11 protein-coding genes, 1 pseudogene and 1 riboswitch are annotated in these 18,559 nt (G+C 74.3%); of the genes and pseudogenes, 6 read left to right on the top strand and 6 right to left on the bottom strand.

What is annotated here, in order from left to right:
- Positions 1–13 precede the first annotated feature (13 nt).
- Positions 14–436: pseudogene (locus CG747_RS51235) on the bottom strand (C40 family peptidase); the annotation flags it as partial.
- A gap of 641 nt (positions 437–1,077) precedes the next feature.
- On the opposite strand from CG747_RS51235, the gene CG747_RS44060 reads away from it, so the two are divergent.
- Entirely contained in the window at positions 1,078–1,431 is a 354-nt protein-coding gene (locus CG747_RS44060; RefSeq protein ID WP_100607505.1) for a hypothetical protein, read from the top strand.
- 200 nt (positions 1,432–1,631) lie between these two features.
- Here CG747_RS44060 and CG747_RS44055 read toward each other — a convergent pair whose 3' ends face one another.
- Complete coding sequence (locus tag CG747_RS44055; RefSeq protein ID WP_100607504.1) at positions 1,632–2,765, bottom strand: C40 family peptidase; 1,134 nt, start codon at positions 2,763–2,765, stop codon at positions 1,632–1,634.
- A 7-nt stretch (positions 2,766–2,772) separates the two neighbouring features.
- A riboswitch (cyclic di-AMP (ydaO/yuaA leader) is annotated at positions 2,773–2,957 on the bottom strand.
- Between the two features lie 234 nt (positions 2,958–3,191).
- Here CG747_RS44055 and pcrA point away from each other — a divergent pair.
- The gene (gene pcrA / locus CG747_RS44050) at positions 3,192–5,750 is read left to right on the top strand and encodes a DNA helicase PcrA (RefSeq protein WP_100607503.1); all 2,559 of its coding nucleotides are present in this window, start codon (positions 3,192–3,194) and stop codon (positions 5,748–5,750) included.
- A 104-nt stretch (positions 5,751–5,854) separates the two neighbouring features.
- On the opposite strand, the gene CG747_RS44045 is transcribed toward pcrA, so the two are convergent.
- Entirely contained in the window at positions 5,855–7,597 is a 1,743-nt protein-coding gene (locus CG747_RS44045) for a M23 family metallopeptidase (protein ID WP_100607502.1), read from the bottom strand.
- A gap of 330 nt (positions 7,598–7,927) precedes the next feature.
- Entirely contained in the window at positions 7,928–8,734 is an 807-nt protein-coding gene (locus CG747_RS44040; protein WP_100607501.1) for a triacylglycerol lipase, read from the bottom strand.
- Between the two features lie 375 nt (positions 8,735–9,109).
- On the opposite strand from CG747_RS44040, the gene CG747_RS44035 reads away from it, so the two are divergent.
- A complete protein-coding gene (locus CG747_RS44035; RefSeq protein ID WP_100607500.1) occupies positions 9,110–9,568 on the top strand; it encodes a cobalamin B12-binding domain-containing protein in 459 nt (152 codons plus the stop codon).
- Positions 9,569–9,777: 209 nt separating this feature from the next.
- Here CG747_RS44035 and CG747_RS44030 read toward each other — a convergent pair whose 3' ends face one another.
- Together CG747_RS44030 and CG747_RS44025 are read right to left on the bottom strand one after the other, a co-directional pair.
- Positions 9,778–11,463: a DUF5691 domain-containing protein gene (locus tag CG747_RS44030; RefSeq protein WP_219621640.1), complete on the bottom strand. Its 1,686-nt coding sequence runs from the start codon at positions 11,461–11,463 to the stop codon at positions 9,778–9,780.
- A 38-nt stretch (positions 11,464–11,501) separates the two neighbouring features.
- Positions 11,502–13,043, bottom strand: a complete 1,542-nt coding sequence (locus CG747_RS44025; RefSeq protein WP_100607499.1) for an SWIM zinc finger family protein — start codon at positions 13,041–13,043, stop codon at positions 11,502–11,504.
- A 214-nt stretch (positions 13,044–13,257) separates the two neighbouring features.
- On the opposite strand from CG747_RS44025, the gene CG747_RS44020 reads away from it, so the two are divergent.
- The 3 genes from CG747_RS44020 to CG747_RS44010 are packed head-to-tail and all read left to right on the top strand — an operon-like array spanning position 13,258 to position 18,346.
- Positions 13,258–14,385, top strand: coding sequence for an AAA family ATPase (locus tag CG747_RS44020; RefSeq protein WP_100607498.1), 1,128 nt, complete (start codon positions 13,258–13,260; stop codon positions 14,383–14,385).
- On the top strand, positions 14,382–17,159 hold the full coding sequence (locus CG747_RS44015; protein WP_219621639.1) for a DUF5682 family protein: 2,778 nt from the start codon (positions 14,382–14,384) through the stop codon (positions 17,157–17,159). The genes CG747_RS44020 and CG747_RS44015 overlap by 4 nt, the downstream gene beginning before the upstream one ends.
- A complete protein-coding gene (locus CG747_RS44010) occupies positions 17,156–18,346 on the top strand; it encodes a VWA domain-containing protein (protein WP_100607497.1) in 1,191 nt (396 codons plus the stop codon). The genes CG747_RS44015 and CG747_RS44010 overlap by 4 nt, the downstream gene beginning before the upstream one ends.
- Positions 18,347–18,559: the final 213 nt, after the last annotated feature.

Below are 18,559 nucleotides of genomic sequence, written 5' to 3'. Positions count from 1 at the left end.
CTTCATGAGCCTTCTAGGGCCTACCCGGTCCTGATCCGCCGGACGGGCCCTGGCCCGGGCGGGTCGCGCCCGCGAAGGGCATCCGGTCGATCCGGGCGATCTGGACGGGGGTGCCCGGATGTGAGGCGTGGATCATCTCGCCGCCGCCGATGTAGAGGCCCACGTGGCTGATGCCGGAGTAGAAGAACACCAGGTCCCCGGGGATGAGTTGGGGCCAGTCGACGCGGATGCCGGAGGTGATCTGGGTGTAGGTGGTCCGGGGTAGGGCGACTCCGCCGGCACGCCAGGCGGCGAGGGTCAGGCCGGAGCAGTCGTACGCGGCCGGGCCGGTCGCGCCCCAGGCGTAGGGTTTGCCCAGGGCGCCGCGGGCGAAGGCGACCGCGCGGGCGGCGCGGCTGTCCGGCGCCGCCGCGGGAGGGGCGAGTGCGATGTGCGGGGCGGCCGTGCGCTTCGGCGCGCGTGCTGCGGCGGCAGCGGGGTCCGGGGTGCGTTCCTTGGTGGCCGTGAGGCCCGCTGCGCGGTCCGTGGTGGCTGTGCGCATCGGTGTGCGCTCCGCGGTGGCCGTGGGGACCGGTGTGCGGTCCGCGGTGGTCGTGGGGTGGTTGCCGAGGCGGCGGACGCTGCCGAGGCGGCGGGCCCAGCCCGCCACCGCGGTCGCCTGGTGGCTGCCGGTGCGCTCCAGCACCGTGGCGCCGTCCAGGTAGCGCTGCGGGTCCGTGGCGAGGAGCAGCCCGGTGCTGGTGCCGCGGGCGGGGGTGCGGGTGCCGGCCGGTGGGGGTGCGAGCGGCGGCCGCTCTCCGGCCGTGTGGTGCGACGCCATGGCGGCCGTCACTTCCTTCCCTGCGGGGCGAATGCGACCGGCGGGGTGCGGGCCCGGTCGTCTGCAGGAGGAAGCTAGGCCCGGGGTCACGGTGGCGAACCCCCTTGCCCGGCATTGTCCGATTCCGAGCGACTGCCGCGCGGCGATGACCGGCCCGCGGCCGGGGGAGGGGTGGGAGCGGCGGGCCCTGACCGAAGCGGGCATCACGGGCGCCCTGCCGGAAGGGGCGTGCTATGGGGCGGATACGATCCAGCACTATGGACGTAGTAATCAATATCTTCGTCGCGCTGCACATCATCGGCATCGCCTCCCTCCTGGGCGGTTTCCTGACCCAGATGAAGGCGATGGGCGCGGGCACCGCCCGCTTCGTGCCGGCCATGTTGCACGGCGCGCTGACGATGCTGGTCACCGGCATCGTGCTGGTCGGCCTGAACCAGATGCAGGACCACTCGCTCAACAACATCAAGATCGGCATCAAGATGGCCGTCCTGGTGGTGATCCTGGCGCTGGTCTACGTCAAGCGCGACGAGGAGAAGCTCCCCAAGCCGCTCTTCGGAGCGGTCGGCGGGCTCACCATGCTCAACATCTTCATCGCGGTGCTCTGGACCTGAGCCGCCCCCAGGGGCCCGGCCCCGGCACCCGCCCGGCGGCCCCGGCGCCGCACCGCCGCACCAACGGCTCACCGCGCGGTCGTCCCGCTCCGTACTCCGGAGACGGCGGATGACCGCGCGGTGGCGTGTGGGGGGTGGCTGTGGGGGGTGGCGTGGGGGGTGGACTCACCGCGGGCGCGGGACGCGCGCCCGTGCACCGGTTACGCGGGCCGGACGCTGCCGTAGATCGGCATGCCGTAGATCGACTCCACCCGGACGCTGGCGCCCGGGTGCGGGGCGTGGATCATCTCGCCGCCGCCGATGTACATCCCGACGTGGCTGATGTCGTTGAAGAAGAACACCAGGTCGCCGGGTTGCAGATTGCTGCTGGAGACCCGGGTGCCGACCTTGACCTGGTCCCAGGTCGTACGCGGCAGGTCGACCCCGGCGGCCCGCCACGCGGCCTGCGTCAGCCCCGAGCAGTCGTAGGAGCTGGGCCCGGTGGCGCCCCAGACGTACGGCTTGCCGATCTGCGAGCGGGCGAAGGCGATCGCCTTGTCGGCCTTGGTGGAGTACGAGCCGCTGTCGGACGTGCCGCCGCCGGAGGTCTGCCCGGAGCCGCCGCCGCTGGGCTGCTGCTGTCGCTGCTGGGCCTCCTTGCGGGCCTGCTCGGCGGCCTTGCGCTGGGCCTCGGCCTCCTTCTGGCGCTCCAGTTCGGCCAGCCGCGCCTTCTCCTGGGCGGTCAGCCGGGACAGCAGCTGGCGCGCCTCGGCCAGCTTGGTCTGAACGTTTCTCTTGTTCTCCTTCAGGGACGTCTGCGACTGCTGGAGGCTCTCCAGGCTGCTGGTGGCCTCGGCCCGCTGGCGGGTGGCGGCCGCGGCCTGCTCCTGGTAGTCGGTGATCGCCTGCTTCTGCTGCGCGGTCAACTGCTCCATCAGGTGGTTGCGGTCGACGAACTGCTGCGGGTCCTTGGCGAGCATCAGCTGGGCGGTCGGGTTGATCCCGCCGCTCTGGTACTGCGCCGAGGCGAACGCGCCCAGCCGGCGCCGGGACTCGTTCATCTTGTCCGCGCGCCGGGCGGCCTCGTCGAGCAGGCGGTTCACGGTGCGCTGCTGACTGTCCGCCTTCTCCTTGGCGGCGTTGTACTTCTGGGTGGCGACCTCGGCCTGCTGGTAGAGACCGTCGACCTTGGCCTTGACTTCTTCGATGCTCGGCTGGGGGGCCGACGGGGCCGCGTTCGCGGTCTGCGAGAGCAGGGTGACCGAGGCGAGGGCGGCGGTGGTGAGCCCGGTCGCCGTACGACGGCCGCCGGGCGTGGCGAGTATGGGGGTGCGCGGCTTGCGATGGGACGCCAAGGCCGGCGACTCCTTCCGTGGACCGCCTACCGGGTTAGCTGTCGGGTTCGGGCGGTCTGCTGACGGAAGGCTTGCCCTACGACTTGTGCGTCCGCCTGGCGACGGCCGCACCGGTCGATTCACCCCGGTGGTGCTGGTGGGTCCCCGGCTCCGGGTGCCTGGGGGCAGGGCCGGACTCGGCGGAGGCGGCCCGTGCGAACGCTGTCGTCCGCGGGGACGGCGGGCTGCCCGTGCGAGACCGTAGCCAACTCGTGTGGCTTCTGTGAAGGCGAGTGTTCGATATGCCCGAAACCTTTTTGTGACCTTCATGTGAGCGGCCCCAGGTTTGTGTCGGATCGCACACGGCGGCGCCCGAGTCGGAGCGGTAACGGCCAATCCGGCGGTCCGGGACCGGTTGTCAGTGCGGCGGCCTAGACTCGGTGGGCGATGAGCAGCCTCTTTGACGACAGCTTCCTGGCGGACCTCGGCCCCCCGGACGAGGAGCCCCCGCCGCCGCCCGAGGACGAGCCCGGCCCGGCCCCGGAGGAGATCCCCGCCGACCTCTTCGGCGGGCAGTTCGACGCGCCCGCGCCCAGGGAGCCGTACTACCGCGACGGCGCCGCCCGCCCGCCCATCGACCCGGCGGCGCTCCTGGAGGGGCTCAACGACCAGCAGAAGGCCGCCGTGGTGCACAGCGGCGGCCCGCTGCTGATCGTCGCCGGCGCCGGCTCCGGCAAGACGCGGGTGCTCACCCACCGCATCGCCCACCTCCTCGCCGAGCGCCACGCCCACCCCGGCCAGATCCTCGCGATCACCTTCACCAACAAGGCCGCGGGCGAGATGAAGGAGCGCGTCGAGGACCTGGTCGGCCCGCGGGCCAACGCCATGTGGGTCTCCACCTTCCACAGCGCCTGCGTGCGGATCCTGCGCCGCGAGTCCAAGAAGCTCGGCTTCACGTCCTCCTTCTCGATCTACGACGCGGCCGACTCCAAGCGCCTGATGGCCCTGGTCTGCCGCGATCTCGACCTGGACCCCAAGCGCTTCCCGCCCAAGTCCTTCAGCGCGAAGATCTCCAACCTCAAGAACGAGCTCATCGACGAGGAGAGCTTCGCCGGCACGGCCGCTGGGGGCACCTCCCAGACGGAGTCTGGGGGAGGCTTCGAGAAGACCCTGGCCCAGGCGTACGCGATGTACCAGTCGCGGCTGCGCGAGGCCAACGCCCTGGACTTCGACGACATCATCATGACGACGGTCCACCTGCTCCAGGCGTTCCCGGATGTCGCCGAGCACTACCGCCGCCGCTTCCGCCACGTCCTCGTCGACGAGTACCAGGACACCAACCACGCCCAGTACACCCTCGTCCGCGAGCTGGTCGGCCCGGGCACGGCCGACGCCCCCGCCGCCGAACTGTGCGTGGTCGGCGACGCCGACCAGTCGATCTATGCCTTCCGCGGCGCCACGATCCGCAACATCCTCCAGTTCGAGGAGGACTACCCGGACGCCACCACGATCCTGCTGGAGCAGAACTACCGCTCCTCGCAGACGATCCTCTCCGCCGCCAACGCCGTCATCGAGCGCAACGAGAACCGCCGCCCCAAGAACCTCTGGACCGACGCCGGCGCCGGCCCCAAGATCACCGGCTATGTCGCCGACACCGAGCACGACGAGGCCCAGTTCGTCGCCGACGAGATCGACCGGCTCACCGACGCCGGCGACGCCAAGGCCGGCGACGTCGCGGTCTTCTACCGCACCAACGCCCAGTCCCGGGTCTTCGAGGAGATCTTCATCCGGGTCGGGCTGCCCTACAAGGTCGTCGGCGGCGTGCGCTTCTACGAGCGCAAAGAGGTCCGCGACATCCTGGCCTACCTCCGGGTGCTCGCCAACCCCGAGGACGCCGTCCCGCTGCGCCGGATCCTCAACGTCCCCAAGCGCGGCATCGGCGACCGCGCCGAGGCGATGATCGAGGCCCTGGCGCTGCGCGAGAAGATCACCTTCCCGCAGGCGCTGCGCCGGGTCGACGAGGCGTACGGCATGGCCGCCCGCTCCGCCAACGCCGTCAAGCGGTTCAACACCCTTATGGAGGAGCTGCGCACGATCGTGGAGTCCGGGGCCGGCCCCGCCACGGTCCTGGAAGCGGTGCTGGAGCGCACCGGCTACCTCGCCGAACTCCAGGCGTCCACCGACCCCCAGGACGAGACCCGGATCGAGAACCTCCAGGAACTCGCCTCCGTGGCCCTGGAGTTCGAGCAGGAGCGCGGCGAGGCCGCGGCGCCGGAGGCCGACACGGCGGAGGCCGAGGTGGCGGAGGCCGCCGCCCCGGGCCCCGGCACGCTCGCCGAGTTCCTGGAGAAGGTCGCCCTGGTCGCCGACTCCGACCAGATCCCGGACGAGGACGACGAGGGCGCCGGCGTGATCACGCTGATGACCCTGCACACCGCCAAGGGCCTGGAATTCCCGGTGGTCTTCCTGACCGGCATGGAGGACGGCGTCTTCCCGCACATGCGGGCGCTCGGCCAGACCAAGGAGCTGGAGGAGGAGCGCCGGCTCGCCTACGTCGGCATCACCCGCGCCCGCGAGCGGCTCTACATCACCCGCTCGACGATGCGCAGCGCCTGGGGCCAGCCCTCCTACAACCCGGCCTCGCGCTTCCTTGAGGAGATCCCCGACGAGTACGTGCAGTGGAAGCGCACGGGCCCCGCGACGCCGTCGGCGTCCATGGGCGGGCTGTCGTCGGGCGGTTCCTCGGGCGGCGGCTTCGGCGGCGGCATCGGGGCGTCGCTGTCGTCGTCCCGGTCCAAGGGGCCGAGCGGCTTCGCGACCCGGCGCACCGCGGACCGCCCGGTGGTCTCGCTGGCCGTCGGCGACCGCGTCACCCACGACAGCTTCGGGCTCGGCACGGTCGTCGGCGTCAAGGGCGGCGGGGACAACGCCGAGGCGACCATCGACTTCGGCGGCGAGAAGCCCGAGCGGCTGCTGCTGCGGTACGCGCCGGTGGAGAAGCTCTAGGTCCTCCGTGCGCCCCGGAGAGGCCCGGGGCGCACGGAGGACGGGAGAGGGGCCTGCCGCGGTGTGCGGCAGGCCCCTCCGGCTACGTGCTCGGGCGCGCGGGGTCAGTACGGGTTGAGGCCGTGGGCGCGCAGCCACGGGAGCGGGTCGACCGCCGCGCCGCCGCCCGGCCGCACCTCGAAGTGCAGGTGCGGGCCGGTGGAGTTCCCGGAGTTGCCGGAGTAGGCGATGGTGTCGCCGGCCTTGACCGAACCCGAGCGGATCTTGGTGCTGCTCAGGTGGCAGTACCAGGTCTCGGTGCCGTCGGGCGAGGTCAGGATCGCCATGTTGCCGTAGGCGGAGTTCCACTGGGTGCGGATGGTGCCGTCGGTGGCGGCCATGACCGTGGTGCCGTAGCTGACCGGGAAGTCGATGCCGGTGTGCACCGACATCCAGTTCACCCCGGCCTGGCCGAAGAGCGCGCTCAGACCGTGCTGGGTGACCGGCAGGACGAACTTGGGGCGCAGCGCCTCCTTGCGGGCCGCCTCGTCCTCCTTGCGCTTGCGCTCGTCGGCCTGCCGCTGCTTGAGGTCCAGTCGCTCCTGGGTACGGCTGGCCCGTTCGCGGAAGTCCTGGGCGCTGGCGCTGAGTCCGGCGAGCTGGCTGTCCAGCTTCTTGTTGGCCGCCGTCGTCCGCTTCGCGGAACCGGCGTCCGGGGCGGACTGGGTCGTCGCCTCGTCGTGGCTGTCCCCGCCGAACTGGCTGACCGAGGCCGCGGCCGCCGCGCAGACGCCCATCGCGGCGACCGAGGGGACCGCGACGGTCAGCAGCGCCGAGCGCTTGGCCTGGCGGCGCCGGCCGCGGTTGCCGCCGCGGACCGCCTTGCCCGCCGGGGGGCCGCTGACCCGCCGGCCGACGGGGGCGTCGTCGTCCGGGACGGAGGTGACGGGCATCGCCTGCGTCATCGCCTCGGCGATCGACGCGTCGGCCGCGTCGGCCCCGGTGCCGGACGGGACGGCGGCAGCGTCGTCGCCGGACTCGGCGGTGAACGCCACGAGCGGCGCGTCCCACAGGACGGTGTCGCCCTCGGGCGGGCCCGCCTGGGCCGGGATGCCCGGGGCCGGGACGCCGGGGGCCGGGTCGTGCGACCGGCCGGTGTGGTCGGCGTAGTCCGTGGTCGACCAGACCGCGGTGGCCTCGTAGTCGATCGGTTCCTGGACGGCCGTCGCGGCGGCCGCGAAGGCGCCGGTGTCGTAGGCCGCGGTCCCGTAGCCGGTGTCGTACCCGGCGGTGGCGTAACTCCCGGTGGTGTAACTCCCCGTGGCGTAACCGCCGGTGAGGTCGTCCCCGGTGCCGTAGGCGGCGCCGGTGCCATAGCCGGTGGTGTCGTAGCCGCCGGTGCCGTACGCCCCGCCGTCGTAGCCGCCGGTGGCGAAGCTCCCGGTGGCGTAACCGCCGTAACCGCCGGTGTCGTAGGCAGCGGTGTCGTAGGCGATGCCGCTTCCGTGGGTCACGGAGTCGTGGCTTCCGCTGCCTCCGTAGGCCGCGGTGTCGTACCCGGTGCCGTACGGGGCGGTGCCGCCGGTGCCGTAGCCGGGGGCGTCGTAGCCGGTGTGCGCGTACGGGTCGTAGGCCGTGCTGCCGTATCCGGCGGTGTCGTACCCGGCGGTGTCGTACCCGGTGGTGGGGTAACTGCCGGTCGCGTAGACGTCGGTGGGGTGGCCGCCGGTGCCGTAGGCGCCCTGGTCGTAGCCGCCGGGGTGCGAGCCGAAGAGGGGGTCACCGTCGCCGTATGCCGTCTGCGCGTAGGAGGCATCGGAAGCGGGGGCGGTCGGAAACTGAGCCCCCGACGGGTGACGGTCGTCCACCAACTTCTCTTTCGCCTCGGCTGCAGGAGAATTAGCGGCGACTGTACCCGGCGGTACACGACGGCCACAATCTTCCAGAAGTTTCGGGCTCGGCGAGGCCGGGCGATTGGCCTGCTTTCGGCAACGCCCATGCGCGTTCTTGGCGCCTCGTTCGAGGATCGTTCGACGATGCGGCCGGGACATGGCGCGGAGTGGTCGCACGGATGCCGGGGAGATCGCCGATCACGCCGCCGCTCGTGCCGTTGCCCAGGCGACCGCTCGGGCGACTGCTCGGGCGACCGCTCAGGCCACGGCTCATGCCATGGCCCGGGCCGCCGCGTATGCCGCGGCTCAGGCCACCGATATCGCGTCCCGGGCGGACGGGACCGCTTCCGCGGCGGCCAGCGCTGCCCGGACACCGGCTGCCACGGTGGCGTTGACCGGCAGTGCGAGGTGTCCGACGCCGTCGACCCGGACGTTCTCCGCCCGTAGGTCCGGGTGCTCGATCCGGGCGGTCGAGGCCGGCACCATCACCTGGTCCTCCTGGCTCCAGAACGCCACGAACCGCGTCCGGCAGTGCGGCGCCGGCAGCGCCAACTCCGCGATCACCTCCGCGTCCGGGCGCATCTGCCGGGCTATCGGGTGCGCCGAAACCAGCGCCGCGGCGCGGGTCCCGGCATGCGGGGTGCCTAGCGTGACCAGGGTCCGGACGCGGGCGTCACCGCCGCGCCGCTGCACGTAGTAGCGGGCGATCAGACCGCCGAGGCTGTGGCCGACGACGTCCACCCGGCGGTGCCCGGTCCGGGCGCAGATCTCCTCCACGTGGCGGCCCAACAACTCGGCGGCCCGGCGCAGATCGCAGGTCAGCGGGGAGTAGTTGAGCGCCTCGACATGGGGCCAGCCGTGCTGGTGCAGGGAGCGGCGCAGCAGGACGAAGACCGAGCGGTTGTCGACGAAGCCGTGGAGCAGCAGGACCGGCGGGTGGGCGCGGCCCTCGGTGGGGAGGCGGGCCGCGGAGCCGGCCTCGGGGGGCACGGGCAGGGGCTGCTCCTGGGTGATCCCGGTCGGATAGAGGAGGAGATGGGCGACGAGCACGCCCAGGTCCACGAGCGTGCTGCGCAGGAGAAGGGGTGCGGAGAGAACAGGCAGGGCCCCCATGGCCGACCTCCCGAACGGCATGCGGAAGGCGGCGATGACCCCCGAATGCCCTTGTGGGAAGCCGTGAGCGGTGAAGGCGGCGCGGCGGTCCGCGCGATGGCCCGGCTGCGGCTCCCCGGGCGCCCGGCCCGTGTGCGCTTCGCCGGCCGTCCCTGGCGGCGGTGCGACACGCGGAACGCGGCGCGTGGTGAATGTGTCCCAGGCGAATATGTCCCGTGTGTGATTTCCCCCTCGCCGGATGTCACGAAACGGCTGGGTACGGGATGCTGTAGATAACGTTCGTTCACGCTCGTGGCCGCCGGATCGTGGTGGCGCGACCGGATGTCGGCTCGGCGGCCCCGCCCTGGCGGTGCCGCGCATGTCTTGGAGGCAGTGATGAGTGTGGCGCGGCAAGACGGAGTGCAGGCGGAGGGCCAGGGTGCGGGGGGCCGGTCGGGGCCGATCCGGGTCGTCGTCGCCAAGCCGGGCCTCGACGGGCACGACCGGGGTGCCAAGGTCATCGCCCGCGCGCTGCGGGACGCCGGTATGGAGGTGATCTACACCGGGCTGCACCAGACGCCGGAGCAGATCGTCGGCACCGCGATCCAGGAGGACGCCGACGCGATCGGGCTGTCCATCCTCTCCGGCGCCCACAACACCCTCTTCGCGAAGGTGCTCGCCCTCCTGGAGGAACGGGACGCGGCGGACATCAAGGTCTTCGGCGGCGGCATCATCCCGGAGGCGGACATCGCCCCGTTGAAGGAGCAGGGCGTCGCGGAGATCTTCACGCCGGGGGCGACCACCGCCTCGATCGTGGAGTGGGTCAACGCCAACGTCCGCCCGCTGGCCGTCTGAGCGACCCGCCTCGGGCGGTCCGGACGCGACGGACGGCCTTCTCGACGCGGAGGCCGGTCCGGGCGCGGCGGAGGGGCCGTATGCGGCAGAGGGTCCGTATGCGGCGGACCGGCTGTGCGTGGGGGAGGGGCCCGCTCCTGGGGGCGGGCCCGATCGCCGGGGGACCGGCGGCGTCGCGCTCGGGGACGGCGGGCCGGCGGCCGCGCGGATCATGACGGCTCCCCGGCCAGCTCGGCGTGCATGGTGGCGCGCAGGCGGAGCGTGCCGACCAGGCGCAGGAACGCCTCGGACCAGTAGCCGCCGGAGCCCGGCGAGGCGCCCTCGGGCTCGTCCGTGACCGCCGTGAGCATGTCCAGCCGGCCGGCCTCCGCCGGGTCCAGGCAGCGCTCGGCCAGGCCCATCACCCCGCTGAAACTCCACGGATAGCTGCCCGCGTCCCGGGCGATGTCCAGTGCGTCGACCACCGACCGGCCCAGCGGCTCGGTCCAGGGGACCGCGCAGACGCCCAGCATCCGGAAGGCGTCCGAGAGGCCGTGGACGGCGATGAACTCGGAGACCCACAACGCCCGTTCGTCGCCCGGGAGCACGGTCAGCAGCTTCGTCAGGTCCCGGGCCGAACCGGCCGGCGCCATCTCCGGAGCGGCCAGCACCGGGTCGCCGGGCGCGCCCAGCAGCGCCCGCGCCCAACCCGGATGCCGCTGGCGCACCGCGGCGCGGCACCAGGCGTCGTGCAGCTCGGTCCGCCAGTCGCCCGCCACCGGGAGCGCGACGATCTCCGCCGGCGTGCGGCCGCCGAGGTGCCCGGACCAGCGGTCCAGCGGCGTCGCCTCCACCAACTGGCCCAGCCACCAGGCGCGTTCCCCCCTCCCGGAGGGCGGCTTGGCGGCGACGCCGTCCCGCTGCATCCCGGCGTCGCAGGTGCCCGGCGGGTCGATCGCCAGGACCTCGGCGGTGGTATCCCCGGCGGCCGGGGCCAGCTGGACGCAGGGCAGGCTGCGCTCGGCCATCCGTGCCGCGAGGGCGGAGCCTGGCAGGGCGGAGAGGAGCTCCGCGGCGGTGGTGCGGACGTTGCGGCTGCGGTCGGACAGCGCCTGTTCCAGGAACGGTTCGTCGGTCGGTGTGAGGGCCTCGCCGAGGGAGTCCAGGAACATCAGGCGGTCCTCGGCGCGCTCGGTCGCCCAGGTGGCGGCGAGGAGTTCCAGACCGGCCCGCGGATCGCGGCGGCGCACCGCGGTCAGCAGCGCGACCCGCTCCGCGAACAGCCCCTCCTCCCACAGCCGGCGCACCGCCTCGGGGGCGTCGGCGCCCGGCAGTGACAGCGGGCCGCCGATGCCGCGGAGCGCGAACCTCCAGTCGTCGTTCAGCCGCGCCAGCCACAGGCCGCGGGGGCCCGTCAGGGCGAGCGCGGCGGGCCGCAGGTCCGTACGCGACCGGGCGGCGTCCAGCAGCGCGGGGAGCAGCGCCTCGGGGGCGCGGTAGCCGTGCTCGCCGGCGGCGGCCAGCCACTGGGGCAGCAGTTCGGTGAGGTCGGGGTCGGTGCCGCGCCGGCCGCCGGCGGCGGGGCCGCGGTCGGCGAGCAGGAGCGCGAGTCGGCGCCGGGCGGCCGCCGGCAGCGGGGGACGCGGGTCGGCGGGGGCCGGGGCGGGCCGTTCACCGGCCGGAGCGGGACGTAGGGCGGCGCGCCGCCGCACGGTGCTCACCGCCGCCGCGTCCAGCAGCGCCGCCGCAGGGCTCTGGCCGGCCCGTACGGCCACCGGCGGGGTGCGCCGCCCGGTCCCCAGGAGTGCGGCGCCGACCAGATCGGGCCAGGGGGCGGGGGCGGTCGTCGGGTCGGTGGGGTCGGTGGGGGTGGGAGACGGGATCGGGGCGGTGGGGGTGATGCGCGTGGTGGGCATGCCCTGCCTCCGGGTGAGGGTGGTGTGCGGATGGCGGGTCACGGGGACAGGGGAACCGGCGCGGGGTCCCAGACCGTCAGCGGCAGGAATCCGCGGTGGCCGCATTCGCCGAAGACGGTCACCGGGCCGCCGCCCGCTATGGCCGCCAGCTGCCACAGCGCCGTACGCCCCAGGAAGCGCGGGTCCAGGGGGAGGGCCGATTCGCCGTCCGCGTCGGCCAGTTGCCAGTCGCCACCGGACCCGCCCGGTATGGGCGTGACATCGGTCAGGACCACCGGCCAGGCGTCCAGCCAGGGGTCGTCGCGCAGCGCGCGGCCGTACGCGGCCAGGGCGGCGTCGATACCGCAGCCGGGCGGGACCGGACCCGGGGCCGCGGGGGAGTGCCGCTCGCCGAGGGCGACGCGCAGCGGCCGGGCGCCCGGGTAGTAGGCGAGGTCGGCGTCGAGCAGCAGGCCCGGCGGCAGGGCCACGTCCAGGGGGCGGTGGGCGCCGCCGAAGGAGAGGTGCAGCGCCATCCGGGCGGTCCGTTCGCCCCGCAGGAAGATCCTCCGCGTGGTCAACGCACCCTCTTCGCTGTCCTGTTGGGCGAGGACCAGCCAGCGGTCCCGGATCGTCACCGTGTCCGGGCCGGACCGTACGTCCGCGGCGTCCGTGGTCAGCCCGACGCGGGTGCGGACCGTCGCGGCGAGTGGGGCCGGCAGCCGCTCGATGCCCAGGAACCCCTTGCCGAGGAGGTGCAGCAGGGCGCACTCCTCCAGCAGCCGGGACGGCCAGTCCGCGCCGGATGCCGCGAGTGCTCCCAACTCCCGCACCCGCGAGGCCAGTCCGGGGGCCTGGGCGTCGACCATGCGGGCCGCGGTCTCGTTCCAGGCGTCCTTCCCGCCGCCCGCGGCTCCGTCCGTGCCGCCGGGAGAGGGGGCTCCACCGGTGTGGCCGGTCGCCGTGAGGCCGGAGTGCAGCAGATCCTCCAACCGCTGTTCCAACTCGGTGACCCCGGAGCCGATCCGCTGGAGTCGGCGCTCGGCCCGCCGTCTGGCCGCCGCCGGGTCCGCGGGCGCGCGGGAGGGGGCGACGGCCGCCGGGTCGCCGGGCCCCGCTTCCGCCCTCGGGCCCGCGGGCCGCTCCCGGTGTGCCGCCAGCCATTCGGCCGCCCAGGGGGGCGGCGTGCCGCTTGCGGCCGTGTCGCCCGCGAGCGCATCGCCTGGGGCCGTATCGCTCGCGGCCCGATCCCCTTCCGCGGAGCCTGATTCGGGGCCGGAGACCGATCCAGAGTCGGATCCGGAAGCGGCGTCGGAGTCCGGGGCGGAGTCGGCCCATCGCAACAGCAGCCCCAACGCGTGTTTGCAGGGGGACTTCCGGCTCGGGCAACTGCACTGGAAAGCCGGACCGTTGAGATCCACAACCGTCCGATATCGCATGCCGCCGCCGCCCTCGCACACCCCCCACGCCGCGCCCCCGCCCGCGCCGGTCGCCGGCCAGCGGCCGGTCCGGGCGAGCTTTCCGCCCGCCGCCCGCGATGCCTCGTCCGGCGCCAGTGCGAGCACCTGGTCCGTCGTCCAGCGTTCCTCGTGCGGACTCATCCGACCCCCCTGCGGACTCCCGTCGAACCCCTGCGGATCTGCTGTCTCCGACGCTACGACGACCCACTGACAATCGCCCTCGCGCATCGACAACTCCGCAGGTCAGAAAGGGTTTTCGGGGGATTGTCAGTGGTCTGGTGCAGGCTTGGAAACGCAAGCGGCCGGCGGGATCTCCGCGGGGTGCCGGCCGCACACCGTGCGACGAGGGGGAAGCATGTCCGAGAACGACATCACGACGGCGGGCGATGCCCGCGGCGCGGCCGGGGAAGTGCTGCGGCCGCACGCCGAAATCGCCTTCGCGAAGGAACTGTCGGCGCTCGCGGCGGCCGACGACCGGCCCCGACCGGAGCGCTGGCGGCTCTCGCCGTGGGCGGTCGCCACGTACCTGCTCGGCGGCACGCTCGCCGACGGCACGGTCATCACACCCAAGTACGTCGGCCCGCGGCGGATCGTCGAGGTCGCGGTGACGACCCTCGCCACCGACCGCGCGCTGCTGCTGCTCGGCGTGCCCGGCACCGCGAAGACCTGGGTGTCGGAGCACCTGGCGGCGGCGGTCAGCGGCGACTCCACTTTGCTGGTGCAGGGCACGGCCGGCACCCCGGAGGAAGCGATCCGCTACGGCTGGAACTACGCCCGGCTGCTGGCCCAGGGCCCCAGCCGGGAGGCGCTGGTGCCCAGCCCCGTGATGCGGGCGATGGCGGAGGGCATGACCGCGCGGGTCGAGGAGCTGACCCGGATCCCGGCCGACGTCCAGGACACCCTCATCACCCTCCTGTCCGAGAAGACCCTGCCGATACCGGAGTTGGGGCAGGAGGTGCAGGCCGTCCGCGGCTTCAACCTGATCGCCACGGCCAACGACCGCGACCGCGGGGTCAACGACCTCTCCAGCGCACTGCGCCGCCGCTTCAACACCGTCGTCCTGCCGCTGCCCGCCACCCCGGAGGACGAGGTGGACATCGTCGCGCGGCGCGTCGAGCAGATCGGACATGCGCTCCGACTCCCGCCCGCGCCCGCGGGGATGGACGAGATCCGGCGCGTGGTGACGGTCTTCCGGGAGCTGCGGGACGGCGTCACCGCCGACGGCCGCACCAAGCTCAAGTCGCCGTCCGGGACGCTCTCCACGGCCGAGGCGATCTCGGTGGTCACCAACGGCCTGGCACTGGCGGCCCACTTCGGCGACGGGGTGCTGCGCGCCGGGGACGTGGCCGCCGGCATCCTCGGGGCGGTGGTCCGCGATCCGGCCGCGGACCGCGTCGTCTGGCAGGAGTACCTGGAGACCGTGGTGCGCGAGCGCGACGGCTGGAAGGACTTCTACCGCGCCTGCCGGGAGGTGGGGGCATGACCGGCGGAAGCGGGGCCGGACCGGTGCTGCTGGGGGTGCGGCACCACGGTCCGGGTTCGGCGCGGGCGGTGCGGGCCGCGCTGGAGCAGTGCGCGCCCCGCGCGGTGCTGATCGAGGGGCCGGCGGAGGCCGACGACCTGGTGCCGCTGGCCGCCCACCCGGAGATGCGGCCGCCGGTCGCCCTGCTCGCGCACGCGGTGGACGACCCCGGCCGTGCGGCGTTCTGGCCGCTGGCCGCCTTCTCCCCGGAGTGGGTGGCGCTGCGCTGGGCGTTGGAACACGACGTTCCGGTGCGGTTCATCGACCTTCCGGCGGCGCATGCCCTGGCCCTGCCGGACGAGGAGACGGCGGAGGGGATGGCGGAGGAGACGGCAGGGGAGCGCAAGGGGGAGAGCACGGGGGAGCGCAGGGGAGAGAGCAAGGGGGAGTGCAAGGGGGAGAGCACGGGGGAGAGCACGGGGGAGCGCAGGGGAGAGAGCAAGGGGGAGTGCAAGGGACGGAGCAACGGCGAGACGCGGGGAGCGGGGCGCGAAAAGGCGGCAGGCGGGGAGGCGACGGGGGCGGGCGCGGCGGACGACGTGCGGCTGGATCCCCTCCGGGTGCTCGCCGAGGCCGCCGGCCACGACGATCCCGAGCGCTGGTGGGAGGACGTCGTCGAGCACCGCGGGGACGGCGGCACCGCCGGTTCGCACGGAGCCGGGAGCGGGGTCGGGCCCGGGGCGGACGCACTGGCTCCGTTCGCCGCGCTCGCCGAGGCCATGGCGGCGCTGCGCGCGGCGTACGGCGACGGCGGCCACGGCCGCGACCCGGTGCGGGAGGCCCACATGCGGCTCCGACTGCGTGCCGCGCGACGGGAGTTCGGCGATCCGGTCGCTGTCGTCTGCGGGGCCTGGCACGTCCCCGCGCTGGCCCTCCCGCACTCGCCGCTCCGGGCCGGCCCCCACCCCACCGTGGCCGCCGACCGGCAGCTCCTCAAGGGCCTGCCGAAGGTGAAGACGGCACTGACCTGGGTGCCGTGGACCCACCGGCGGCTGGCCCGGCGCAGCGGATACGGCGCCGGAATCACCTCGCCCGGCTGGTACGGCCACCTCTTCGACGCCCCCGACCGCCCCGTCGAGCGCTGGCTGACCAAGGCCGCCCGGCTGCTCCGCGAGGAGGACTACGCCGTCTCGTCGGCCCACGTCATCGAGGCGGTGCGGCTCGCCGAAGGGCTCGCCGCGGTCCGCGGCCGCCCCCTGGCCGGCCTCGCCGAGCTCGACGACGCGGTCCGGGCCGTCATGGCCGAAGGCTCCGACGTGCCTGCCGCGTTGATCCGCGACCGGCTGGTGGTCGGCGAGGTGCTGGGCCAGGTGCCCGAGGACGCCCCGGCCGTCCCGCTCCAACGCGACCTCGCCCGCTGCCAGCGCACGCTGCGGCTCAAACCCGAGGCGGCGGAGCGGGAGGTGGAGCTGGACCTCCGCAAGGAGACCGACGCCGCCCGCAGCCGGCTGCTGCACCGACTGCGCCTGCTCGGCATCCCCTGGGGCGAGCCCACCCGCTCCCGGGGCAGCACCGGCACCTTCCGGGAGACCTGGCGGCTGCGCTGGGAGCCGGAGTTGACCGTACGGGTCGCGGAGGCCGGCATCTGGGGCACCACCGTGCTCGCGGCGGCCACCGCCAAGGCCGCCGCGGATGCCGCGGAGGCCGCCACCCTCGCCGAGGTCACCGCGCTCGCCGAGCGCTGCCTGCTCGCCGCACTGCCCGACGCGCTGCCGGTGGTGATGCGGGTGCTGGCGGACCGCGCCGCCCTCGACGCGGACGTCGGCCACCTCGCCCAAGCCCTGCCCGCCCTCGTCCGGTCGGTGCGCTACGGGGACGTCCGCGGCACCGACGCCGGGGTGCTCCGCGAGGTGGCGCTGGGCCTGGCCGACCGGATCTTCGTCGGGCTGCCCCCGGCCTGCACGGGCCTCGACGCGCACGGCGCGGCCGAGCTGCGCGGCCACCTCGACGCCACCCACCAGGCCGTCGGACTCCTCGGGCAGACACCGGCGGAGACCGGGGCGGAGACCGGGGCGCCGGCCCGACCGCCCACCGCTCCCGCAGGGACCCCGACGGCGGCGCCCCTGCGGGAGCGCTGGGCGACGGTCCTGCGGACCCTCACCGAACGGCACACCGTCCCCGGACAGCTCCGCGGACGGGCCACCCGGCTGCTGCTGGACGACGGACGACTGCCCGACGACGGCGCGGAGCGGCTGATGGCCCTCGCCCTCTCGCCCGCCGCCCCGCCCGCCGACGCCGCGGAATGGATCGAGGGCTTCGTGGGCGGCCAGGACGGCGGCCTGCTGCTGCTCCACGACGAACGGCTGCTGGCGCTGGTGGACGGCTGGCTGACCCGCGTACCGGACACCGCGTTCACCGACGTCCTGCCACTGCTGCGGCGCACCTTCGCCGCGTACGACACCGGGGTCCGCCGCACCCTCGGCGAACTGGTCCGCCGCGGCCCGACCGGCGGGACCGGCCACCCGGCGGCCCGCCCCGCGGACGCGGCGGCGCCCGGCTTCGGCCCCGGCCTGGACCGCGACCGCGCCGCCGCCGTCCTCCCCGCCCTCCGACTCCTGCTGGGCATACCCCAGCACGGCTACGAGGACGGGGCAGGGGACGGAGGTGGGGGCGGGGACGGGCGCGGAGCAGGGGACGGGCGCGGGGACGGGGACGGGCGCGGGGACGGGGAGGCCGACGACGGCCTCGACCCGGCAGCACGCAGGACCAACGAGCCGAGGGAAGCAGGGAGATGACCACCACGACCGATCCGGCCGCGGAGCGGCTGCGCCGCTGGCGGCTGGTGCTGGGCGGCGCCGGCGCGGACGGTACCGGCCGCGAACTGCGCGGCAGGGACGCCGCGATGGACGGGGCACTGGAGTCGCTCTACGGACAGCGCCCGCACCAGCGGCCGGGCCGCGGGGCGCGCGACGGCGGCGGCACCCGGGCGGCCGGGCTCGGCGCGTCCGCGCCCCAAGTGGCCCGCTGGCTGGGCGACATCCGGACGTACTTCCCGTCCTCCGTGGTCCAGGTGATGCAACGGGACGCCATCGACCGGCTGGGACTGTCCGCGCTGCTGCTGGAGCCCGAGATGCTGGAGGCCGTCGAGGCCGACGTCCACCTCGTGGGCACGCTGCTGTCCCTGAACAAGGTCATGCCCGAGACCACCAAGGAGACCGCACGGGCGGTCGTCCGCAAGGTCGTCGCGGAGCTGGAGAAGCGGCTGGCCACCCGCACCCGCGCCACGCTCACCGGAGCGCTGGACCGCGCCGCGCGGACCAGCCGCCCGCGACACCGCGCCATCGACTGGAACCGCACCATCCGCGCCAACCTCAAGCACTACCTCCCGGAGCACGGCACCGTCGTCCCCGAGCGGCTGATCGGATACGGGCGCGCCGCGCAGTCGACGAAGAAGGACGTGGTGCTCTGCATCGACCAGTCCGGATCGATGGCCGCGTCCGTGGTGTACGCCTCGGTGTTCGGGGCGGTGCTCGCCTCGATGCGGGCCCTCGACACCCGCCTGGTCGTCTTCGACACCGCCGTCGCCGACCTGACGGACCACCTGGACGACCCCGTGGACCTGCTGTTCGGCACCCAGCTCGGCGGCGGCACCGACATCAACCGGGCGCTGGCCTACTGCCAGTCGCGGATCCGCCGCCCCGCCGACACCGTGGTCGTCCTCGTCAGCGACCTCTACGAAGGCGGGATCCGCGACGAGATGCTCGGACGCGTCGCCGCGATGAAGGCGTCCGGGGTGCAGTTCGTGACCCTGCTCGCGCTCTCCGACGAAGGGGCGCCCGCCTACGACCGGGAGCACGCGGCGGCCCTGGCGGCCCTGGGGGCACCGGCGTTCGCCTGCACACCGGAGCTGTTCCCGGAGGTGATGGCGGCCGCACTGGAGAAAAGACCGCTGCCCATACCGGACATGGCGGAGCAACGGTGACAGGAATCCCGGGGGGACTTGCGTGGCACCTGGCGGGTCGTGCAAGGATCAGGGCATCGCTCGATCACCCGTGACGGGTGCGACACCGAGGCAGTGTGCCCGGCTGTCCCCGTCCGTTTGGGAAGGTCCCCTCCTTGTCTGCTGTGTCCGCCATGCCTGCCGCCGTGCGCCTGCCGCGCACGGTGGCCGTGCGGCGCGCGCTGCTCGCGGGGC

Origin of the sequence: Streptomyces sp. CB02959, assembly GCF_002803155.1 — a bacterium.
Classification (GTDB): domain Bacteria; phylum Actinomycetota; class Actinomycetes; order Streptomycetales; family Streptomycetaceae; genus Streptomyces.
Note: the sequence above shows the minus strand (reverse complement) of the source record. Positions and strands in the feature narration are given on the sequence as shown.

Bases quoted from the DNA above. Each gene is read 5' to 3' on its own strand.
- CG747_RS44025 (WP_100607499.1), bottom strand. From the start codon at position 13,043: ATGAGTCCGCACGAGGAACGCTGGACGACGGACCAGGTGCTCGCACTG.
- CG747_RS44015 (WP_219621639.1), top strand. From the start codon at position 14,382: ATGACCGGCGGAAGCGGGGCCGGACCGGTGCTGCTGGGGGTGCGGCAC.
- CG747_RS44010 (WP_100607497.1), top strand. From the start codon at position 17,156: ATGACCACCACGACCGATCCGGCCGCGGAGCGGCTGCGCCGCTGGCGG.
- CG747_RS44035 (WP_100607500.1), top strand. From the start codon at position 9,110: ATGAGTGTGGCGCGGCAAGACGGAGTGCAGGCGGAGGGCCAGGGTGCG.
- CG747_RS44030 (WP_219621640.1), bottom strand. From the start codon at position 11,463: ATGCCCACCACGCGCATCACCCCCACCGCCCCGATCCCGTCTCCCACC.
- pcrA (WP_100607503.1), top strand. From the start codon at position 3,192: ATGAGCAGCCTCTTTGACGACAGCTTCCTGGCGGACCTCGGCCCCCCG.
- CG747_RS44020 (WP_100607498.1), top strand. From the start codon at position 13,258: ATGTCCGAGAACGACATCACGACGGCGGGCGATGCCCGCGGCGCGGCC.
- CG747_RS44060 (WP_100607505.1), top strand. From the start codon at position 1,078: ATGGACGTAGTAATCAATATCTTCGTCGCGCTGCACATCATCGGCATC.
- CG747_RS44040 (WP_100607501.1), bottom strand. From the start codon at position 8,734: ATGGGGGCCCTGCCTGTTCTCTCCGCACCCCTTCTCCTGCGCAGCACG.